General features: G+C 37.0%; 11 protein-coding genes. 5 read left to right on the top strand and 6 right to left on the bottom strand.

The window, feature by feature from the left end; genetic code table 11:
* Nucleotides 1-11 precede the first annotated feature (11 nt).
* Both ACHRV3_RS02785 and ACHRV3_RS02780 read right to left on the bottom strand, forming a co-directional pair.
* Nucleotides 12-677 (bottom strand): bifunctional 4-hydroxy-2-oxoglutarate aldolase/2-dehydro-3-deoxy-phosphogluconate aldolase, encoded by a 666-nt coding sequence (locus ACHRV3_RS02785; protein ID WP_395435689.1) that lies wholly within the window; start codon nt 675-677, stop codon nt 12-14.
* A gap of 3 nt (nt 678-680) precedes the next feature.
* Nucleotides 681-1,130, bottom strand: a complete 450-nt coding sequence (locus ACHRV3_RS02780; protein WP_395435690.1) for a YhcH/YjgK/YiaL family protein — start codon at nt 1,128-1,130, stop codon at nt 681-683.
* Between the two features lie 161 nt (nt 1,131-1,291).
* On the opposite strand from ACHRV3_RS02780, the gene ACHRV3_RS02775 reads away from it, so the two are divergent.
* On the top strand, nt 1,292-2,374 hold the full coding sequence (locus tag ACHRV3_RS02775; RefSeq protein ID WP_395435691.1) for a LacI family DNA-binding transcriptional regulator: 1,083 nt from the start codon (nt 1,292-1,294) through the stop codon (nt 2,372-2,374).
* Nucleotides 2,375-2,429: 55 nt separating this feature from the next.
* Here the strand turns inward: ACHRV3_RS02775 and ACHRV3_RS02770 are convergent, their stop codons facing one another.
* Nucleotides 2,430-3,599, bottom strand: a complete 1,170-nt coding sequence (locus tag ACHRV3_RS02770) for a DUF4861 family protein (RefSeq protein ID WP_395435692.1) — start codon at nt 3,597-3,599, stop codon at nt 2,430-2,432.
* Nucleotides 3,600-4,136: 537 nt separating this feature from the next.
* Here ACHRV3_RS02770 and ACHRV3_RS02765 point away from each other — a divergent pair.
* From ACHRV3_RS02765 to ACHRV3_RS02750, 4 genes are all read left to right on the top strand, one after another.
* Nucleotides 4,137-7,061 carry a triple tyrosine motif-containing protein gene (locus ACHRV3_RS02765; RefSeq protein ID WP_395435693.1) on the top strand — a complete coding sequence of 975 codons (2,925 nt, stop codon included), beginning with the start codon at nt 4,137-4,139 and terminating at the stop codon, nt 7,059-7,061.
* A 207-nt stretch (nt 7,062-7,268) separates the two neighbouring features.
* A complete protein-coding gene (locus tag ACHRV3_RS02760; RefSeq protein ID WP_395435694.1) occupies nt 7,269-11,234 on the top strand; it encodes a family 16 glycosylhydrolase in 3,966 nt (1,321 codons plus the stop codon).
* 169 nt (nt 11,235-11,403) lie between these two features.
* Nucleotides 11,404-14,070 (top strand): beta-1,3-glucanase family protein, encoded by a 2,667-nt coding sequence (locus ACHRV3_RS02755; protein WP_395435695.1) that lies wholly within the window; start codon nt 11,404-11,406, stop codon nt 14,068-14,070.
* 988 nt (nt 14,071-15,058) lie between these two features.
* Nucleotides 15,059-16,681: a glycosyl hydrolase family 18 protein gene (locus ACHRV3_RS02750; RefSeq protein ID WP_395435696.1), complete on the top strand. Its 1,623-nt coding sequence runs from the start codon at nt 15,059-15,061 to the stop codon at nt 16,679-16,681.
* Nucleotides 16,682-16,736: 55 nt separating this feature from the next.
* Here ACHRV3_RS02750 and ACHRV3_RS02745 read toward each other — a convergent pair whose 3' ends face one another.
* The 3 genes from ACHRV3_RS02745 to ACHRV3_RS02735 all read right to left on the bottom strand — a co-directional run bounded on the left by ACHRV3_RS02745 (nt 16,737) and on the right by ACHRV3_RS02735 (nt 20,500).
* Entirely contained in the window at nt 16,737-17,387 is a 651-nt protein-coding gene (locus ACHRV3_RS02745) for a VOC family protein (protein ID WP_395435697.1), read from the bottom strand.
* Nucleotides 17,388-17,691: 304 nt separating this feature from the next.
* The gene (locus tag ACHRV3_RS02740; RefSeq protein ID WP_395435698.1) at nt 17,692-19,047 is read right to left on the bottom strand and encodes a DUF3526 domain-containing protein; all 1,356 of its coding nucleotides are present in this window, start codon (nt 19,045-19,047) and stop codon (nt 17,692-17,694) included.
* Between the two features lies 1 nt (nt 19,048).
* The gene (locus ACHRV3_RS02735; protein WP_395435699.1) at nt 19,049-20,500 is read right to left on the bottom strand and encodes an ABC transporter permease; all 1,452 of its coding nucleotides are present in this window, start codon (nt 20,498-20,500) and stop codon (nt 19,049-19,051) included.
* Nucleotides 20,501-20,504 lie beyond the last annotated feature (4 nt).

Here is a 20,504-nt window from a genome sequence, read left to right as displayed (position 1 = left end):
TTGAGTTAGTGCTATTTGTTTCTTACGGTTTCAATCAAAGACAAAACTCTTACGGTTTCCTTTTCGATGGTGTCATAAGCTTCGTGTTCCATTACTTTTTTACTGATTAGTTTGCTTCCCATTCCAACAGCGGAAACTCCTGCAGTGAACCAGCTTTGTATACTTTGCAAAGTGGTTTCTACGCCTCCTGTTGGCATAAAAATTAAAGAAGGGAAAATGTCTTTTATACCACTTAAAAAGTCAGGGCCTAAAATGTTCCCCGGAAAGAGTTTAATAAATTTGACTCCGGCATTTTCTGCTGTAATAATTTCGGTTGGCGTCATACAACCCGGAGCGTATAGAATGTCTTTACTTTTTAAGAAATCAGAAACTTCGGCAACGAAACCCGGACTTACAAAAAAGTCTGCTCCAATCGTATAAAATTCTTCTGCCTGCTGTATATTCTTTATGGTACCGATTCCCAATAACATTTCGGGCATCTCAGCATTTCGGACTTCAATCATTTTTTTGAAATTGGATGCTGCTTCCGGACCTCTGTTGGTATACTCAACGGCTTTGATTCCGGATTTATAAAGGACTCTTAGTATCTCAATACTTTTATTTTCATCGGTATTGAAATACAAAGGCAGAATTCCTTGTTTTACAATAACATCAATTGAATTTTGAATGGTACTCATAGCTTATATTTTTACTTTAAAAACAACTTTTTTTATTACTCCCTCACCAATCATTGCAGCGTGTACGTCCTCGGGAAATAAGATCGCAAACTGTTTTTCCTGCAATTCAAAAAACATATCCGGAGCATCATGAAAAAAACGAACATCTCGCTCGTCGCTATAACCTCCATTTGGATTGAGGCATTTTTCTCTGGGTTTCCAGGCAAAAGTCTCAGGACCTTTTATCGAAATCTGAATGTCAATATTTTGATCGTGGCATTCAAAACCTTTGATACTTTCTTCGCGGCTACTTCCTTCACCGATAATTACAATTAATTTTAAACCCGTCGCAATATCAAAAGTTCCTGCTTCTAATTTTGAGAGGTCATTTTGATTTACATAGTCAAATGCTTTCTTGAAATTGGGGTGTAAAGCGTAATATTTTGTTGCATTTTGTAATGAATCTATTATCATCGTTTCGGTTTTATATTTTATGAAATAGTTAGTTGCTGACCTGAAAAAGCCGAACATTTTTTTAGTATTGTTCTTGCTTCATTCTGTGTTGTTTGAAAATTCCGTGTACGCACACGTATTTTTACAAATGTATATAAAAACTTAACCAAAACAATTTATCTTTGATAAAAAAAATTAATTTTACACACTTACTGTATTATTTTAACTTAAAAGCAATCACTATTATAACAATTAAAAAAATAGCAGAACTAGCCAATGTTTCACCAGGAACTGTTGATCGAATTATCCATAACCGCGGACAGGTGACCCAGGATAATGTTGATAGAGTAAACGCTATAATAGAAGAATACGGTTACAAGCGAAATATCCTGGCCAGTAATCTGGCATTGAATAAGAAGTTTCATTTCGCAGTTTTTTTGCCTAAATACGAAGATTTAGAATATTGGAAGAGTCAGATTATCGGTATAGAAAAAGCGGCGGTTGAATTTGGAAAATTCGGAGTCGTGCTGGATTATTTTTTCTACGATTTTAATACAGCATCTTTTAAAGAAGCGGTAAAAAAAGTACTCGACTTTGAATGTGATGGCTTGTTGTTTGCCCCAATATTTTACCAAGAATCCATTCGGTTTTTAGATAAGTACAAAAAAAAGAACATTTCTGTTGTATTAATTGATTCTGATATCAACACCAATCAGCAACATGCTTATGTTGGACAGGATGCTTTTCAGAGTGGTTATCTGGCAGGAAGGTTAATTAGTTTTGCTGTGAAAAACGAAAGGCAGATATTGATCTTCAAGATTACAAGAGAAATCGAAAGCACTTCGGTTTATCTGCAACGCATCGATGGATTTTATTCTTTCTTTAAGGATCATGGTGAACTTACCAATTTTAAGTTTTCGGAAGTTACCATTAAAGACTCCGGAATCGATCAGTTAAATATGGATATGTTTTTGGGGGTTCACAGTGTTTTTGTACCTAATTCCAGAGCATATATTGTGGCTCGATTTTTAGAGAAAAACAATATTAAAGGCGTTCGTATCATTGGTTATGATTTATTGGAAGAAAATATAGAATACCTAAATAAAGGAATAATTGACTTTTTAATTAACCAAAGACCCGAGGAGCAGGGCTATATGGGGATCAGTCATTTGTACAAAAAAATGGTTTTGCAAGAGACCGTAGAAGACACACATTATATTCCGTTGGAAATTATCTTAAAAGAGAATTATTTCCCTGCTAAGTAGTAATTTAAACCTGACAGGTTTTTAAAACCTGTCAGGTTTGTTAGAAGTTAATTTTTTATCGCTTCATTTTTACTGTAAGCGGATTATTTATTTTACGGGCAAATGAACTCAAATAAGCTTCCCATTCTTGTTTGGTTTGAAAAGGGCTTCCTTTTTTCCATCCGAAGCCCACATAATAAATCACTTTGTTGTCTTTTACGTTTAAATTTCCATAGAGATTACTCAAGTCTTTTTCATCCGTAATATGATTGTCAAAATTGGTTAAGGTCTTTTTAGGCGCTACTAGACCTGTTCCGATTTCAGAATCCTCAAGAGTTTCCCAGTGACTTAACCAGCCTTCTTTTATATTAGTTCCGATGATGCCTTTTTTGTCATGAAGTGTAATTCCGGCGGCAATTTTTTTGGCGCCTGTGATGGAGATTTCAAAACGGGACAAATAACTTCCGTAATCAAGACTAATCAATTTAGACTCTTTGATTTTTAAACCTTTGGCGTTCCAATCTGCATAAGTCAAAATAAAGCTGGTTCTTATTGGGCCTGTGGTGATGGTTTTCCATTCAATAAAATTTTTAGAGAAATAGTATTTGCCGTCAACATTTACAGCAATTCCGCCAATGCCTCGACTGTCCCCAACATGAAAATTGTCTAAACCTTCCCCAGTATCTTTGTGATACGTTCCGGTTCCGTTGGTTGCTTTTTCGTACCATTTGTTAATAATAGGATAATCAACTCTTTTTAGCCAGGCATCAATTCCGCTGGTAAGCGTTCCGCCGGGAATATGATCTTCTACCATTTTTTGAGCGACCGGACCGTAAGTTCTGAAGGCAACTTTGTCGTTTTCCCAGGCATAATCATCAGTACGTTCGGGAACAAATCTGGAATAACAGTTGTTGTTTTTTGATTCGGAGGGAATCGTGACCACAACGATTTCAAATTCTTTTTGAGAGGAAGCACTCATTTTGGGCTGAAATAAGAGAACATCTCGAATGCCGTCACCATCATTGTCAACAGATTGACTTTCTAAAAACGAACTGGAATTTTTTTCTTTTACGCCGTAATTTTCAAGTTTAGATGAAGCGGGTAGTCCAAGCAACTTTTTAGTTAGTTCGACCGTTTCAAATTCCCGGTCAACAGGAAGCGAATTAGTAACGGTTATGATTTTGCTTTGTGAAGAGACAACAAAAGTGCCGGCCAATAGTACGGTTAATAATAAATGTTTTTTCAAAATTGAAGGTTTTAATTTTGATTCGGAAATAATTTTTTAGCAAGGGATAAATGTACTAATCAAATGGTCATTGCGAATACAGAATAGGTGTAATAATGTACAGTTATTTGATAATGAGAAGTTTATTGTTCTGTGTTAATATAGGTTTTATAGTGCCATAAAGTAAAATTTTATGTTTGTTAGGTGTAATTTAGCTAAATGCTTTTTTAACAGATAGACACATAGATTTTAGAATTTAAGTTGTTTTAAGGAAATTACAATTTTTCACATACGCTTAGGTGATTTATTTATAGTGAAACGTTTTTTTAGATTGTACTTCTATGTGCCTATCTGTTAAAATTAATTGTTAGCTATAAATGAAATTTTATATATTTGAAGATAGCTATTCGTTTTTTTATGACTTTAAATTGTTGATTTTCACTATTTACAAGCAATAAGAAACAGCTTTTTTTTCAAAAACAATCTAAGCCCAAACGGATTGTTTTTAAGAGGATAGTTTTTGCAAGCCTTATAAAGTAACCTACAGACGGAAACAAAATGACGAAATTTAAAATTAGATTTTTAGTTGTACTACTATTTTCCCTACTCCATACCGGTAATGCACAGATTAAAAAAACCGGAGTTCCGTTTATAACGAATTACAGTCCGAAGAGTTATAAAGCAGCTTCCGAAAATTGGGATGTTTTGCAGGACTCCAAAGGCATGATGTTTTTTGCCAATCATTTCGGGATTTTGCAGTTTGACGGTGTCCGATGGAATATTATCACACAACCCGAAAACAAGAGCATGGTTCGCTCGCTCGCGATTGATGCGAAAGATAAAATATATGTGGGGGCTCAGGGCGATTTTGGTTACGCCGTTCAGTTGCCCAACGGACAATATAAATATACGTCTTTGGTAAAATTGCTTCCAACGGCTAACAGGAATTTTGGCGATGTGTTGCATACCGTTATCCGCAACAATGAAGTTATTTTTTTTTCTAAGGAAGGATTGTTTGTTTATAAGGATAATAAAATCAAAGTCATACGGCCAGCTTCAACTTTTGATGAATTTTTCGAAGTCAATAAAACGATTTATGTTTCGGATAATGTGAAAGGGCTTTTGAAGTTCAATGGCAATGTTTTAGAACCTCTTCCAAATAGTAAGCAATTTATAGGATTGAAGATTAAAAAAATCTTTGAGACGAAGAATGGATTGGTAGTTCTCACGCAAAAAGACGGTCTTTTTGTTTATAAAAACTATCAGTTAAAAAACTTTGTAACCGAAGCAGACTACTTACTAAAACAGAATCAAATTTCGACAGGAGCTCTACTTTCTGACGGTTATTTTGGAATCGGAACACGTCAATCGGGGTTGGTAGTTCTGGATAGTGAGGGAAAATTGATTCAGCACATCAACAAACAAATGGGATTACAGCATGATTATGTGACGAATCTCAAAATAGATAAAGAAGGAAATTTGTGGGTAACCCTTAAAGAAGGGATTTCGTTAATTCAGATTTCGTCGCCTTTGTCTAAAATATTGGATGCCTCCAACTCTGAAACCAAAATATATTGCAGTCAGATTTATGAAAACAAACTTTACATTGCAACTGATAATGGCTTATTTTGGCTGGATTGGAATGCGTATAAGAACGGTAAACGAGAAAATGTACACTTTCAACATATTTCAGGAATGTCTGAAAATGTGTGGAATATTGGCATTTTTGGAGGTTGCCTTTTAGCTTTTGAAAAAAACGGAATATTCGAAATAAAAGGAACTTCAACCAAACTGCTCGCCAAAATAGACGGTGCCTGGCAAGGTGTAATCGTTCCCAATCGCCCTGATTTATTACTTGTAGGCGGTTATACCGGATTGTATTTATTGAAAAGAATAAACGGTTCGTGGGTTTATCAGAATAAAATAAAGGGTTTTGAAGAAAGTAGCAGGGTAATGGTAACTGACAATGACGCTGTTTGGATTGCGCATGGTTATAAAGGAATTTTTAAAATCAAACTCAATAAAAATTTTGATGCTGTTTGGAGTACTGAATTTTATAATCGGGAGAATGGTTTTCCGTCGAGTTTGTTTTTGAATACTTTTCAAATTGACGATCAGATCCTTTTTGGAACGACAAAAGGAGTTTATAAACGCGACAAGAAGAGTAATAAAATGATTCCCGATGCTGTTTTTGCGAAATATCTGGGAATGGACAGCCACATCCGTTTGCTTAAAGAAGACAATCAAAGCAATATTTGGTATGTTTCAGGGGAGAATACCGGAAAGATCAGCCGTAAAAAGACAGGCCATTTTGATGTAGAAGAGTTGCCTTTCAGAAAATTAAGGTATTTATACATTCCGGGTTTTGAAAACATTCAGACCACCGCAACCGGTGATGTGTTTTTTGGGACCCAAGAGGGGTTAATTCATTACAATAACACGAAAGGAAAAAGCTATCAAACCAAATACAAATCGATTATAGCGGAGGTAAAGTGTATTTTTCCAAAAGACAGTTTGTTGTTTTCAAGCCGATATGATGTGCTTCCAGCGAATTCAGAAGGTGATGACACTCTTTTTCCGGTTTTGGCCTACTCGAATAATGCTTTACATTTTTCATTTGCCTCTCTTTATTATGACGAGGCTGATGCTACTAAATACGAATATTGGCTGGAAGGTTTTGAACCCAAATGGTCAGATTGGAGCCTTCAAACCGAAAAAGAGTATACCAATCTTCCTGAAAACAGTTATGTTTTTCATGTAAGGGCAAAGAATATCTACGATGTGGTAAGTGAAGAGGCTGTTTTCAGGTTCGAAATTTCGCCTCCGTGGTACCGAACCAGTTGGGCTTATCTTTTGTATGTGTTGCTTTTTTGCGGTTTGCTTTATGCAATTGTCAGGTACCAAAAGAATCTTGCCGAGCGTGAAAAAGCGCAATTAATCTTAAATCAGGAAAAAGAATTGTTGCGAAATCGGGCAGAATTAAACGAGCAAAAATTGGCACTGGAACAGCAAAACACGATAATCATGCGTGAAAATCTGGAAGCCACCATTACGCTTAAGAATGTCAAAGTAGCTTCGAATACGGTGAATTTGATTCATTTAAATGAAATATTATTATCAATTAAAGAGCTTATCTCTGAGATTAAGAAAGAAAAAGAGGCTGCTATCAGTTTTAGTCTGCTCACTAAAATAAACCGAATTATTGATCATGAACTTCAAGGAGATCAGCATTGGAATGAATTCGAAGAAATCTTCAATCAGCTGCATGATAATTTCATGCAACGGCTCAAAAACAGTTTTCCTGAATTGACTCCGCGGGATATGCGATTGTGTGCCTATCTGCGAATGAACTTCAATACAAAAGAAATTGCTCCGCTTTTGGGAATTTCGGTAAGAGGTGTTGAAGACACCCGATACCGCATTCGAAAAAAACTGCAACTTTCTTCTGATGCCAATATTACGGAGTTTATTCTTAACTTTTGATTTGGTATTGTGAAGTAAAATCTTAGGTCTGATTGAGCCGTTTAGGACATTTTTTTATCAACCACCGTAGTCAAACCGTAGCCCCGAATTGGTCTTCAGGGTAGTTTATTTGTTAATATTGTGAATTATTATCAGAAAAATCAGTTCGTTTTTTGCAAATTGACTTTTTGATTTGATGGTATTCTTTACTAACAAAAAACTAAAAAAATGAATCAAAAAAACTCTTTTTTCGGCCGACCACCGAGAAGCAATTGCAATTATCTGAAAAGGTGTTTTATTATGGCTCTGGTAGCCTTGTCCCCTTTTCTAAAACTACAGGCACAATGTAATACACTCGTTTGGGCAGACGAGTTTAACGGAACCACAGTAGACGCCACAAAATGGCAAAGCATTTCCGGAAACGGCTGTCCCACACTTTGTGGCTTTGGGAACGCTGAAGCACAACGTTACGATCCAAATCAGGCGACTATTGTTAAAGAAGGAACAAACAGTTACCTTAATATTGAGGCGAAATATGAGCCCAGTGCAGCATTCCCGCAACAGCCCTATTCATCAGCAAAACTAACTACTGAAGGCAAATATTCTTTGAAATACGGAAGAGTGGAAGCCCGTATGAAATTATCTTCAGGTATGGGCGCATGGCCCGCATTCTGGATGTTGCCTGCCGGTGTATCCAATTGGCCGTATACTGGTGAAATTGATATTATGGAAGCGAAACACAGGAATCCAAAGTCTGTTGACGGAACCATTCATTATGACGGTGGAGGCTACCATTACACCGGTAGGAGTTACACTTCTCCAACAGATTTGTCTACAGAATTTCACGTATATGCTGTAGAATGGGGACCTAATAGTATTAAATGGTTTATTGATGGAAACTTATTTCATACAGCAACTCCAAACACTACTGTAAATGGCGGTTGGCCTTTTAATGATAACAATTTTTATATCATTTTGAATTTGGCTGTCGGTAGTTTAGGAACGCCATATACAAGCGTCAATGGAGCAGGAGTGGAGCCAATTCCGACTGATTTCCCTTCAAAATTGCAAGTTGATTATGTTCGTGTGTACGACGGAAGTTTTACGCATGGAGTAACCGGTGATGCAAAAGTATATCATAACGAAACAGGAAAAACCTATACGCTGAATGCGATTGCCGGAGCAACTTACAATTGGACCGTACCATCCGGTGCGACGATTACTTCTGGGCAGGGAACCAATACAATTACGGTTAATTGGGGAACTACTGGAGGAGACATTGCCGCTGTGGCAACTGTTTCCGGTTGCAATGCCACTACCTATAAACTGGCCGTAACTACAGAAGTGCCTTTACCGGTTGAGAAAATCCACGAAGATTTTCAAAGCAATAGAAATGTACTTTATCCACTCAAAACGGGTGTTTTAACAGAAGCGGTTGCAAATCCGTCCGCTACGGGTGTAAATACCTCTGCTTTGGTTGGAAAATACGTTCGTAACGCTTCTGAATTGTATGATGTGGTAAACATTAAAAATCTAACCATTACCAATGCCAATGATTATGTTTACGGAAGAAAAAAACTCTCTTTTGACATTTATACCTCTGCTCCGGTGGGAACTAAAATTTCCATGCAACTCGAAAACAGTTTGGTAACAACGGCGACTAATTTTCCGTACGGAAGACATAGTGGTTACAAAGCGACTACAACCGTACAAAACAAATGGGAGACCATAGAATTTGAATTCGAAAAAGTAATTGATGCCAACACAAGTGCTTTGGCGATCAATACCGTTGTGCTTCTTTTTGAGTCCAACTCTAATTCGGGAGCGACCTATTATATTGATAATTTACTGACGAAAGCAGCTCCCGAAAAACCAATTATTGCCACAACGGTGCTGCAGAATTATGATGGCATTAATACAATTATAAAAGGAACAACGACCGGAACCTATTCGGTGGTAGCCAATCCGGGGTCTAATTCGGTTAACGCTTCCGCGAATGTGGCGAAGTACGTTAGAAATGTGACAGAGCAGTACGATGTGTTGTTTTTTAATACACAAAGTACAATCGAAGATGCCGGTTTATTAAAAAATCAGACCAATAAAATCATGATTGATGTGTATACTTCGGCGCCGGTTGGGACGGTGGTGAGTTTAAATTTAGAGAATAGTGCAACCTCACTTCCTACGAATTTTCCAATAGGAAGAAACAGTAATTATGTGGCCATAACATCCAAACAAAATCAATGGGAAACCTTGACATTTTATTACAATTCAAGCCCTGACGAAGGAACTTCTAATCTGGCAATTAACCAAATGGTGTTGTTGTTTAACTCAGGATCTTATACGAGCGATACGTATTATTTTGACAATATCAGAATTGGTTCTACAAAATTACCGGATACGTATACTGCCGGAGTCGTTTATGAGGATTACCAAACCATACACAATATTACTTTTAGAGATGCAATTGGAACTTATACAGCCAATGCTGCAAATCCGAATGCAAGTGGAATCAATACATCCTCTAATGTTGGGAAATACGTAAGGAAAGCAACAGAGTTGTATGATAATTTTTCGTTTAATTCAACTTTGACTAATATTGGAGATTTCAAAAGTGGCACCAAAAAATTTGCAATGGATGTCTATACTTCGGCTCCGGTTGGATCTGTAATCTCGTGGCAGGCAGAAAGCAGTGCTTCGATTCCGTCTAATTATCCTGTAGGAAGACATAGCATTTATCAGGCCGTTGTAAAACAAACCAATACCTGGCATACTTTGGTGTTTTCTTATGCTAGCGCACCCGATGCCTCTACTTTAAACAGCGAAGTAAATCGTTTCGTTTTCTTAGTAGAACCGGGAACGAATTCCGGAAGTACCTATTATTTTGATAACATCAGAAGTGTTAATTTAGTGAGCACCGAGAATCCAACGACTACTTTACCTGCTCCGTGGGTTAGTACTGATTTAGGGGCTGTAACGCCGGCTGGGGAAGCCGCTTTTTCCGCCGGAACATTTACCGTAAAAGGATCCGGAACCGACATTTGGGAATCAAGTGATCAATTTCAATATGTAAACCAATCCATAACAGGTGATGCCGAAATTATCGCGAAAGTAAATTCATTGACCAATACCAGTACATATGCCAAAGCGGGCGTAATGTTCCGTGAAACGCTTACACCGACTTCTAAACACGCTATGACTGATGCCAGTGCAGGAGCAGGAATAGAGTTTTTATCAAGAGATACTACTTCCGGGACGACGATTTTTGAGGGTGTTGGAGGAGCAGCACCAAAATGGGTTCGTTTGGTAAGATCCGGTAATGTATTTACCTCATATACTTCAGATAACGGAACTACATGGACTCAGATTGGAACAGCAAGAACGATTGCAATGGCTAATACAATCTATGTGGGTATGGCGGTAACATCGCATGCAAATGGTACATTGGGAACAGGAATATTTAGTGATGTACTTGTTCGAAATATTGTTCCAAGTACCAATACCAATCTGGCTTTAGGAAAAACAGCAGTAGCTTCAACAGAAGAAAATGCGACACTTTCAGCTACCAAAACAACAGATGGAGACGTTACAGCAACAAGATGGGCGAGTTCTTTTGCAAATGCTACCGAATGGATTTATGTCGATTTAGGAAGTATTTACAACATCAATCGGGTGGTATTAAAATGGGAAGCTGCTTTTGCAACCCAATACAAAGTACAGATTTCTACAGATGCTACTTTCACAGAAAATGAAACCGTTACTACCCAAACAGCAAGCGACGGAGGAACCGATGATTTAGCCGTAAGCGGATCAGGAAGATACATTAGAGTTTTATGTACCGCAAAAGCGTTGGCGCCTTACGGATATTCCTTGTACGAAATCGAAGCTTATGGAGCTGCGGCAACGGCTAAAAAAGTTGCAGTTACTAAAGACATTTCTCCTGATAGGGAAGTAACTGAGGTATCCATTTATCCCAATCCCGCAAATGACTATATCGAACTTTCAGTTCCTGCGAAATTAACCAATAAAGAAGTTACGATTCATGACCTGGCAGGTAATCTGGTAGCAAAAAGCCGTATGGATACTGCGGTTGAAGAAAAGGTTATCGATATTAGCCGACTTCCAAAAGGTATCTACATTTTAAATTTTAGTTCCGATCAGAAAAGCGTTACTAAAAAAGTAATTAAAAAATAAACAGCAATCCGTCAGGTGTATTTTGATTTAAGAAAAGCTAACGGTTCAAAGCCGAAGTTTAAAGAGAAAAATACCACCAAATGACACCTGACGGATTACCAAAAATCATTTCTTTAAAAGTGATTTTCAGAGTTTTAAAGAATAAGTAATAATCCCAAAAACTTTAGATATGAAAAGAATTAAACTTTACCGAATTTCTTTGCTGATAACGCTGCTTTTGGTGTTCTCTAATTTAATGTACGGTCAGGGGCCGATTCCCTTTACCATAAGCAATACTTCTACTTTTAATGATAACGAGTTGTACGTAGCCATAGTCGGAATTGATTATACAACTGGAAATCACGTTTGGGTAAATGCCAAAACAAGTCAGGTTTTGCCAATGAATTCGTCGTACAATACGGTTACGGGGCCAACAATTGGCGGAAATACCGGGCCTGGACAAAACTCAAAATATGCCAACTGTTTTACAAAACTGAGTGAAATTGCAAACAAAACCTTCACTTTGCCACAAATTGCAGGTTGTCGTGTTTTTATTTCAAAAGGACAACAATTGTACTTTTATTTCTTTGGGGCAAGTGGTGCTCCATCAGGATATACTTCACCAAATCCATTGAATGCAACAGATCCCAATCAGGGAATTTTATATGAAATCATCGAACTTACCAATAACCAATATGGTTTCTTTGGAAATCCGTCGAGAGTAGATTCGTATAAATATCCAATGGGATTGGAGTTGTTTGGTGCAAACGGCTATCAAAAACGAGTGGGGGAATTAAAGAAACATGCTGATATTGTGACTGCTTTTAAAGCCAATGTACCGTCAGAATTTCAAGGTTGTGTCAATGATGCTACTGGTGAAATTACAGCACCCTCAAAAACACCTGCCTTCGCTGATGGAACCGGAGGAACTACAGTTGGACCTCAGGCGAATTATCTAAAATCATATATCGATGAGATCTGGAATAAATACAAAAACGAAGATTTGATCTTTTATGCCGGAGATGCCGGAGTTTTTAAAGGCAGAGTTATAGGAGAACAACTTGAGGTTGTCGGACAATCAGGTGGTTTTGTGGGCCGTACGGGACGTGTACAAAGCAGACCTACAACGCAGGAAGCTCTTGAAGGGAAAGGGGTATTAGACAGAAGATTGGTTGACGGAGATTTAGACCTTGTAGTTCAGGCACAGTTAACAGCTGCTATTAACAGACACGTTGTGAATGTTACCACAACAAATCCGGGACAGCAAAACTGGTACAATGCATCACAATTTTATCAGGTGAATCCAACGAATCATTATTCTAAATTTTGGCATTTGCCGGGTATTAGTGTAGACAATCTGGCTTACGGATTTGCTTATGATGATGTAGCAGATCAGTCGCCATCCCTTCATTCGCCTCAACCAACTAAGGTAATTGCAACTTTTGGAGGTTATGCGGGAACAGTTCCTTCAGTACCCGCAACGACAGATGTAATTACAGTATATAAAGATTGTAATTATACCGGATTTTCAGGCGGATTGACCATTGGAGATTACAACTTAGCACGTTTAAACACACTTGGAGTTTTAAATGATGATATTTCATCGCTAAAAATTACGCAAGGTTTTCAGGCTATTTTGTATCAGGATGATAATTTTACAGGAATTTCAACAGTAATTAATTCGGATAACTCTTGTCTGAATACAACCTGGAATGATAAAGTGACTTCGGTTAGAATTATTGCTAACGGAACTACAACTTTAGGAAACGCGACTTATTATTTGCAAAACAGAAACAGCGGACTTAATATGGACGTTTGGAATGCCAGTACGGCCAATGGTGCTAATGTTGCGCAAGGAGCTGCTAACAATGGAAATAATCAAAAATTCAGATTCACACACTTAGGGGATGGAATGTATAAAATTATAGTAAATCACAGTGGTTTGTCATTGGATGTAAATGGTTTTAATAAAGCAAATGGTGCCAATGTAGAACAATATCCATACAATGCAACGACCAATCAACAGTTTGTTTTAGTTTCAACCGGTGACGGGTTTTATAAAATTGTGGCACGTCACAGCGGCAGAATTGTTGAGGTAGCGGGTGCCAGTACAACAAATGGAGCGAATGTACAACAATGGGACAACAACAACCAGACTTGTGGACAGTGGAAACTGATTCCGGCGACGACCTCGCAAACGTCTGTTTTAATTCAGGCTGAAGATTATTCGGCTATGAACGGAATTCAGGTAGAAGCTACAACCGATACCGGTGGAGGTTCTAATGTTGGTTATACAGAAACAGGTGACTGGATCGCTTACAACAGTATTAATTTTCCAACAACAGGTTCTTATTTAATCGAATACAGAGTAGCAAGTGCCGTAACAGGGGGCAGATTATCTTCGGATTTGAACGGCGGAACAATAGTGTTAGGGAGTGTTGATATTCCAAATACAGGAGGATGGCAAAACTGGCAAACGGTATCTCAGACCGTAAATGTAAATGCGGGTACTTATAACTTTGGAATTTACATTCAAAATACCGGAATGAATATCAACTGGATTAAAATCACAAAAGTTGGTGCTGCAGCAAAAGCGGCAGTAGTAAAAACGACGGAAGAAGAACCGATTGCAACGGAACTAAGTGTTTATCCAAGTCCTGCAGAAAATACGCTTTTCGTTACCACTGCAGTAAACGGACAGCAAGTTAGCATTGTAGATTCGCAAACGGGAGCCGTAGTTTCTCAGCAGAAAATCAGCAACAACAGCATGGATGTTTCTCGCTTAAAAACCGGAATTTATTTCGTGGTTTTGGAGAAAGACGGTAAGAAAACAGTAAAACGTTTTATCAAAAAATAATTTTAGAGGAGTAAAAGCCTTGAACACTTCGAATGAGAAATGTTCAGGGCTTTATCGGGATGCAGTTTAAAAAAAAATTTAACACGAATTACACGAATTGGCACTAATTATTTTTTTTGCCGCGAATTTCACGAATTGGCGCGAATTATTTTTTTGCCACAGATTAAAAAGATTTACACAGATTATCATTTCAAAGTTACCCCGAATTAATTTGTGATAATTTGTGTAATTCGTGTTTAATTTTTTTGCGTTACAGATTATCAAAGCATTTTGCAGTAAATTTTACAGTTACCCCGAGTCAATTAGTGTAATTCGTGCAATTCGTGTTTAATTTTTTGCGTCACAGATTATCAAAGCATTTTGCAGTAAATTTTACAGTTACCCCGAGTCAATTGGTGTAATTCGTGCAATTCGTGTTTAATTTTTTGCGTCACAGATTATCAAAGCATTTTGAAGTAAATTTTACAGTTACCCCGAGTTAATTAGTGTAATTCGTGCAATTCGTGTCTAATTTTTTGCGTCACAGATTATCAAAGCATTTTGCAGTAAATTTTGCAGTTACCCCGAGTCAATTAGTGTAATTCGTGCAATTCGTGTTTAATTTTTTTGCGTTACAGATTATCAAAGCATTTTGCAGTAAATTTTGCAGTTACCCCGAGTCAATTAGTGTAATTCGTGCAATTCGTGTTTAATTTTTTGCGTCACAGATTATCAAATCATCTTGCAGTAAATGTCACAGTTACCCCGAGTTAATTAGTGTAATTCGTGCAATTCGTGTTTAATTTTTTGCGTCACAGATTATCAAATCATCTTGCAGTAAATGTCAAAGTTACCCCGAGTCAATTAGTGTAATTCGTGCAATTCGTGTCTAATTTTTTTTACGTAACAGTTTATTAATCATTTTAATCCTTTAATCCGTGGCATTTTTTTCCTTATAGATGCACCGGGTTATCTTTATTTATTAAGTAACTATTAAAAAAAGAACATTATGAAAAACAACTACAGAAGAATGCCACTGAAATGGACCATCATTTTGGTACTTGGAGTTTTCAATCTTTCAATTGCTCAGAAAAAAGTAATTGCTTACATCCCCAACTGGATAGACCTGAACGCCTTTTCGAGTAGCGTGCAGTACGGGAAATTAACACACATTAATATCGCATTCGAAAATCCGGATGCCAATGGTTATCTGACTTTCAATTCCGGAAGTAATACGATTATAAATGCTGCACATTCGCAAAATGTAAAGGTTTTTGTTTCCCTTGGAGGAGGTGCCGTTTCTGAAGGTGGTGCTATCCGTGATAATTATTTTAATCTCATCACACCCGGCAACAGAACGGCCTTTATTCAGAAAATCTACGATTATGTGGTGGCTCATAATTTTGATGGAGTCGACATGGATTTAGAAGGTCCGGCAATTAACGGGGATTATGGAGGTTTTGTAATTGCGCTGGCAGCTAAACTACATGCCAATGGTAAACTCATTTCAGCAGCGCTTTCAGAAGGGTATGGCGGAGCCAATGTACCTACTGCTACTTTTGCCGCTTTTGATTGGATAAATATCATGGCTTACGATGCGACGGGTCCATGGGCACCCAACAGCCCGGGGCAGCATTCTCCTTACAGCATGGCGGTTAACCAGTTTAATTATTGGACAGGAAGAGGATTACCGGCAAGTAAAGCTATAATCGGGCTGCCTTTTTATGGATATGGTTTTGGAGCTTCAGCCAATCAAGGAATCTCTTACGCAAATATTGTAAATCAATATCCGGGAGCCGAAAATGTGGATCAGGTTGGAAATACGATTTACTACAACGGAATTCCAACGATCAAACAAAAAACAACTTTTGCCGTTCAAAATGCCGGTGGAGTTATGATTTGGGAGTTATCACAGGACGCGGTTGGTTCAAAATCATTATTGACAGCCGTAAATCAGGTAATTGCAGGTAGTCAGCCTCCGGGAACGGGAACTTTGATTCAGGCAGAAAATTATTCGGCTATGAGTGGTGTTCAAACCGAAGCTACTACAGATACGGGTGGAGGTTTAAATGTTGGTTATGCTGACACAGGAGATTGGATGGCCTATTACAACATCAATTTTCCGACATCAGGTTCTTATGTGATTGAGTACAGAGTGGCAAGTGCCGTTTCAGGAGCAAGATTATCTTCAGATTTGAGTGCAGGTGCGATTCAGCTTGGAGCTGTTAATGTACCTAATACAGGAGGATGGCAAAACTGGCAAACCATCACGCAGACGGTTAACGTAAATGCCGGAACTTATAATTTCGGAATCTACATTCAAAATTCCGGTGTGAATTTAAATTGGTTCCGAATCACAAAATCGGGTGCTTCTTTAACTGCAAAAACGGCTTCTCAGGAAAAAATCGAAAGCCTGAGTGTTTATCCAAATCCAACTGAAGAAGTGCTTTTCTTTACGGCAGAGGTTTCAGAAGCCAACGTAAGTGTGATAAATGCACAGGACGGTGCTACAGTTTCACAACAAAAAGCCACTAACAACAGCATTGATGTTGCAGGTCTAAAAAGCGGAATCTATTTGATTTTAGTAGAAAAAGACGGGATCAAAACAGTAAGACGTTTTGTTAAAAAATAAGCCTTGTTGTATATAAAAAATGCTGCCATCTTACGGCAGCATTTTTTTATTTAAACTAAAATTGGAGGTTAATTAGTACTCCGTTGTTTTCTACTTTTACCTTAGTTGTATTACTTTCTGATGGGGTTTGAGTGGGGTACCAGTTCCGATTTGGTTTTACAATAATCAATAAACCTTCATCATCACCAATGGCAGAAAAAATGGCACTATTAGAATTTTTTGTAAAGAAACCCAAGCCGTATTTTGTTTCTAATTCAGTACCTAATTCGAGCGGATTGTTATGGACGATCCCAATCTCACTGATATTCAAAATGGATTTGGAATTGAATGCTGCGGTCTGACTATTGTTGAGGTCATGTCTGGCGATAAACTCCAATAAATTGCCATTATTATCGTAAAAGTAAATGGCGTTGGCATTCCAATTTTCAAAGTTTGTAATTACTTTTTCATCTTCAATAGGAATAATGTCCACTTTGTTTTTACACCATTCAATGGCTTCGTCAAGTTTGTTTTCAGGTATATTAAATGCAAAATGATAGATAGAGTCAAATTCGGGATCTTCAATGAATTTAAGAACAGAATTTCCTGTCTGAACAGTAACAGATTCAGTGCTTTTTTCTATAATTGAAAGTTCTAAAATGTCCTGATAAAATGCAGCAGTTGCAGCAACATTATTTGTTATAATCTGAAGGTGTTCTAATTTCATAATCGCAATTTTTAAATAAGAAGAAAACTTCTTTTCGTTTAAAACAAATTTAAAAAAGGACAATGGTATTCTGATGAACGGATCATCTTATACTTTGATAAGGCAATAACGAATTGTTATGAAAAAAGCACTGTTGTTATTCTTTTGTTTATTTAAATTGAATAATCCTACTATGTCGTTGAGTCCAATTAATTTGGAGAATAAATTTTTCTTTGTTCAGTTGATTTTTAATGAAATCATCTGTACCAATCGAACCCAACGGCCTAGTATAAACTGATATTACTTGCAGAATTTAAATCTGTTTTTAAAAGTTATGTAATCTGTTGTTTCTAAAATTCATCCACCCAAAAAACAGCAATACTAAATTGAAAAGCAACAAAGGCAAAAAGGCTTTTGAGAATTTAATTTCTGATGGGTCTGTAAAAGTCTCCACTTTAAATTGATCCCATTTTTGCTGATTTACAGGAGCATTATCAAATATTTTTGGATAAAAATGCAGACGTAGTTTTTCATGAAATTGTTTGGTTTCTTTTAAAAACAAAAGTTGATTGCCTAAATCTGATTTCGCAATTTCATTCAATTGAATTTGGGTATGCAAAGTCGGAACGAATAATGCAATTGTCTGACTGGCTTTATTTCGTTGTTCCAATTTTGTTTCCAGTTCTCTAGATTGTTGTGCCGAATCATCATCACCCGCCTGTTGCATTGCATAATACCAAAGCCAGTTAAATTCGGAATCGGGTAAAGGATAATTTTTAAATTGAGGATAATGCGCATAGAACTTGTCCAAGGTTATTTTTTTGTCCATATCCCATTTTTCGTGATAAGCATTTCTTTGTTTTAAGGTCAATTCCAGAGCCTCTGGTACCGGATATTTATTGACAATATAAGTATTGATTACGGCTGGCAAAATAATAATAAGAAACAGCCAGACGGTCAATAAAATAACCGCATTAAAGTTGGAATTCTTTTGAAGAGAAACGATATAAAAACAAATCGAAAACCAAAAAAGTAGGTATAAAATGGCAAGACCATAGAAAATAAAAAAGGATTCGTCAAGGGGAATATTCAACAATAAAACAGCTATAAAAAGTACAATTGTAAGAAGCCCCAACAGACTTAAGATTCTGATTTGAAACAATTTTAAAATGTATAAAAAAGTGTTTTGACTCTGCGTTGCTACAATTTTCCAGGTACCGCTTTCTTTTTCTTCAGAAATCAGATTGTATGAAAATGCGATAATCAATAGCGGAAAAAGATAAATCAAAACAAAACTGAAATCAATGTTTCCGGATAATAAATTAGCAGGATTATTAAGTTCAGCATCGTATTTCTGCGCTTCCAAACCACGAATGGTAACACTCTGAACCGACGGATTTACATCGCGTTGTCCGATCGCGAGACTACTGATTGGAAAGGTTTTATTGACAAGAGAAAATTTAATATAATAAAGCAGAAGTCCGATCTCCTCTTTATGAAAAGCGGCATTTCTGGCAATATGCTCTTTCTGATAAAGGGCTGCTTCTGTTATCGAATTTTGCTGTTTGCTTTGAAATTGCTGTCCAATTATAAGACTTATAATTCCGATTAATAACAAGAAAAGCAGGCCAATTTTGGTTCCTTTAGATCGTATGAAATTTTTAAATAGTAATACTAACATATTAGATGGCTTTAAGGTTTTTAGCTGCAATGCGAAGAAGAACAAACAGCAGGCTAATCCAGAGAATAATTGAAATAATGGAAATGATTTCGCTTTTTAAAACGTCCCGAATGTCCTTTGGTTCATAATGAAATTCTTCGAGATCTGCCCAATGTTCTTTGCTGATGGCGAGTGGTTTGTCTGTTGCTGCGGGCTTTTTATTGCTGATGTACTTAATTTGTAAAGCATTCATTTTTTGGGCCATAGTGTAACGATAGTCCTCCGCTTGTTTCTGAAAATCGATATATGAATCATAGTCCGTCGTAGACAACCCCATTGACAAATTTTTTATCGCGATATAAGGATTAAAAAAAGAAACAGTTTTAGAGAAACGGTTTTGTTTTTCGTAGACCTTAAGTAAAACTTCCAGATGTTGATTGTAAATTTTTGAACTGATTTTTTCGCCTTCCGTCATAATAAAACCGGAATAATTGAAGGGCAGTTGCTGTACAGAATCAACCTTGTAGAGAGTTAACAAGGAATCTTTTATAGCTTTGTAATGCAAATCATTAGGATTATGACTGTCTCCTTGTTTCAGAATGTCTTTCTCGATATCGCTATTGAACCGGATTTTTGATGGGGCTTCATATAAATATGCACCGATGGCCTGAGTAGTTCTGGGTAGAATGATTGTAAATACTAACCAGATTCCAATAAGACTGATTAATGCTTTTTTTGAAGTTTTACTTGCCGCGGAAACCAAAACTGCTATGGCACAGAAAAAAATCAGGTAGATAAAATGAAACGCAATGAATAAAAGCATTTTTAGCATTTCATCAACAGAAATAGTGAAATTTTGAAGGAGTAACCATAACAAAACCAATACCAGCAGAGTCGGAATAAAAAGAAGCATGATGACGGAGACCACACCCAGTATTTTCCCGATCAGTAATTGTTTCCAATTAATACCCTGACTGAAAAGCAATTTTAAGGTCCCGTTTTCTCTTTCGGCTGCGACCGAATTAAAACCTATAAAAAAGATTAATAAAGGCAGTAATATTTGTAAAACCATAGCAATGCTGATTTCTCCAAAACGCAGCATGCTATTTGAAAATCCGGCCTCAGAAAAGTTGGCTGTGTTTTGTTTGTGTGCTTCAAGGAATATGGCATTTCCGAAAAACGGTTCCATTCCAAATTCAAAAACACTTAAGGAACTACATTTTCTAAAGGCGAAATTCCCGTAATGCGCCATTCGATGTGGGTTTTTATCGGGATTACTCAACCAGTCTTCTCTCGATTCGTGTTGGTATTTTTCGCTGGTTTCATTTTGGCTGGTATAATTTTCCCAACCCGAAAAAGCGGCATATAACAATAAAGCACCAATAAAAAGTGTAATGAAATAAAAAGCTTTGTTTTTAAGAATAGCATTTTTTAAATGATTCGCGATTAAAAACTCCAGATGTAGTGTTTTCATGCAG

The organism is Flavobacterium sp. FlaQc-49, from assembly GCF_044005985.1.
Taxonomy (GTDB): Bacteria; Bacteroidota; Bacteroidia; order Flavobacteriales; family Flavobacteriaceae; genus Flavobacterium; species Flavobacterium cupriresistens.
Note: the sequence above shows the minus strand (reverse complement) of the source record. Positions and strands in the feature narration are given on the sequence as shown.

Coding starts and splice junctions, on each gene's coding strand:
- ACHRV3_RS02785 (WP_395435689.1), bottom strand. CDS start 677: ATGAGTACCATTCAAAATTCAATTGATGTTATTGTAAAACAAGGAATT.
- ACHRV3_RS02735 (WP_395435699.1), bottom strand. CDS start 20,500: ATGAAAACACTACATCTGGAGTTTTTAATCGCGAATCATTTAAAAAAT.
- ACHRV3_RS02780 (WP_395435690.1), bottom strand. CDS start 1,130: ATGATAATAGATTCATTACAAAATGCAACAAAATATTACGCTTTACAC.
- ACHRV3_RS02740 (WP_395435698.1), bottom strand. CDS start 19,047: ATGTTAGTATTACTATTTAAAAATTTCATACGATCTAAAGGAACCAAA.
- ACHRV3_RS02765 (WP_395435693.1), top strand. CDS start 4,137: ATGACGAAATTTAAAATTAGATTTTTAGTTGTACTACTATTTTCCCTA.
- ACHRV3_RS02745 (WP_395435697.1), bottom strand. CDS start 17,387: ATGAAATTAGAACACCTTCAGATTATAACAAATAATGTTGCTGCAACT.
- ACHRV3_RS02760 (WP_395435694.1), top strand. CDS start 7,269: ATGAATCAAAAAAACTCTTTTTTCGGCCGACCACCGAGAAGCAATTGC.
- ACHRV3_RS02750 (WP_395435696.1), top strand. CDS start 15,059: ATGAAAAACAACTACAGAAGAATGCCACTGAAATGGACCATCATTTTG.
- ACHRV3_RS02755 (WP_395435695.1), top strand. CDS start 11,404: ATGAAAAGAATTAAACTTTACCGAATTTCTTTGCTGATAACGCTGCTT.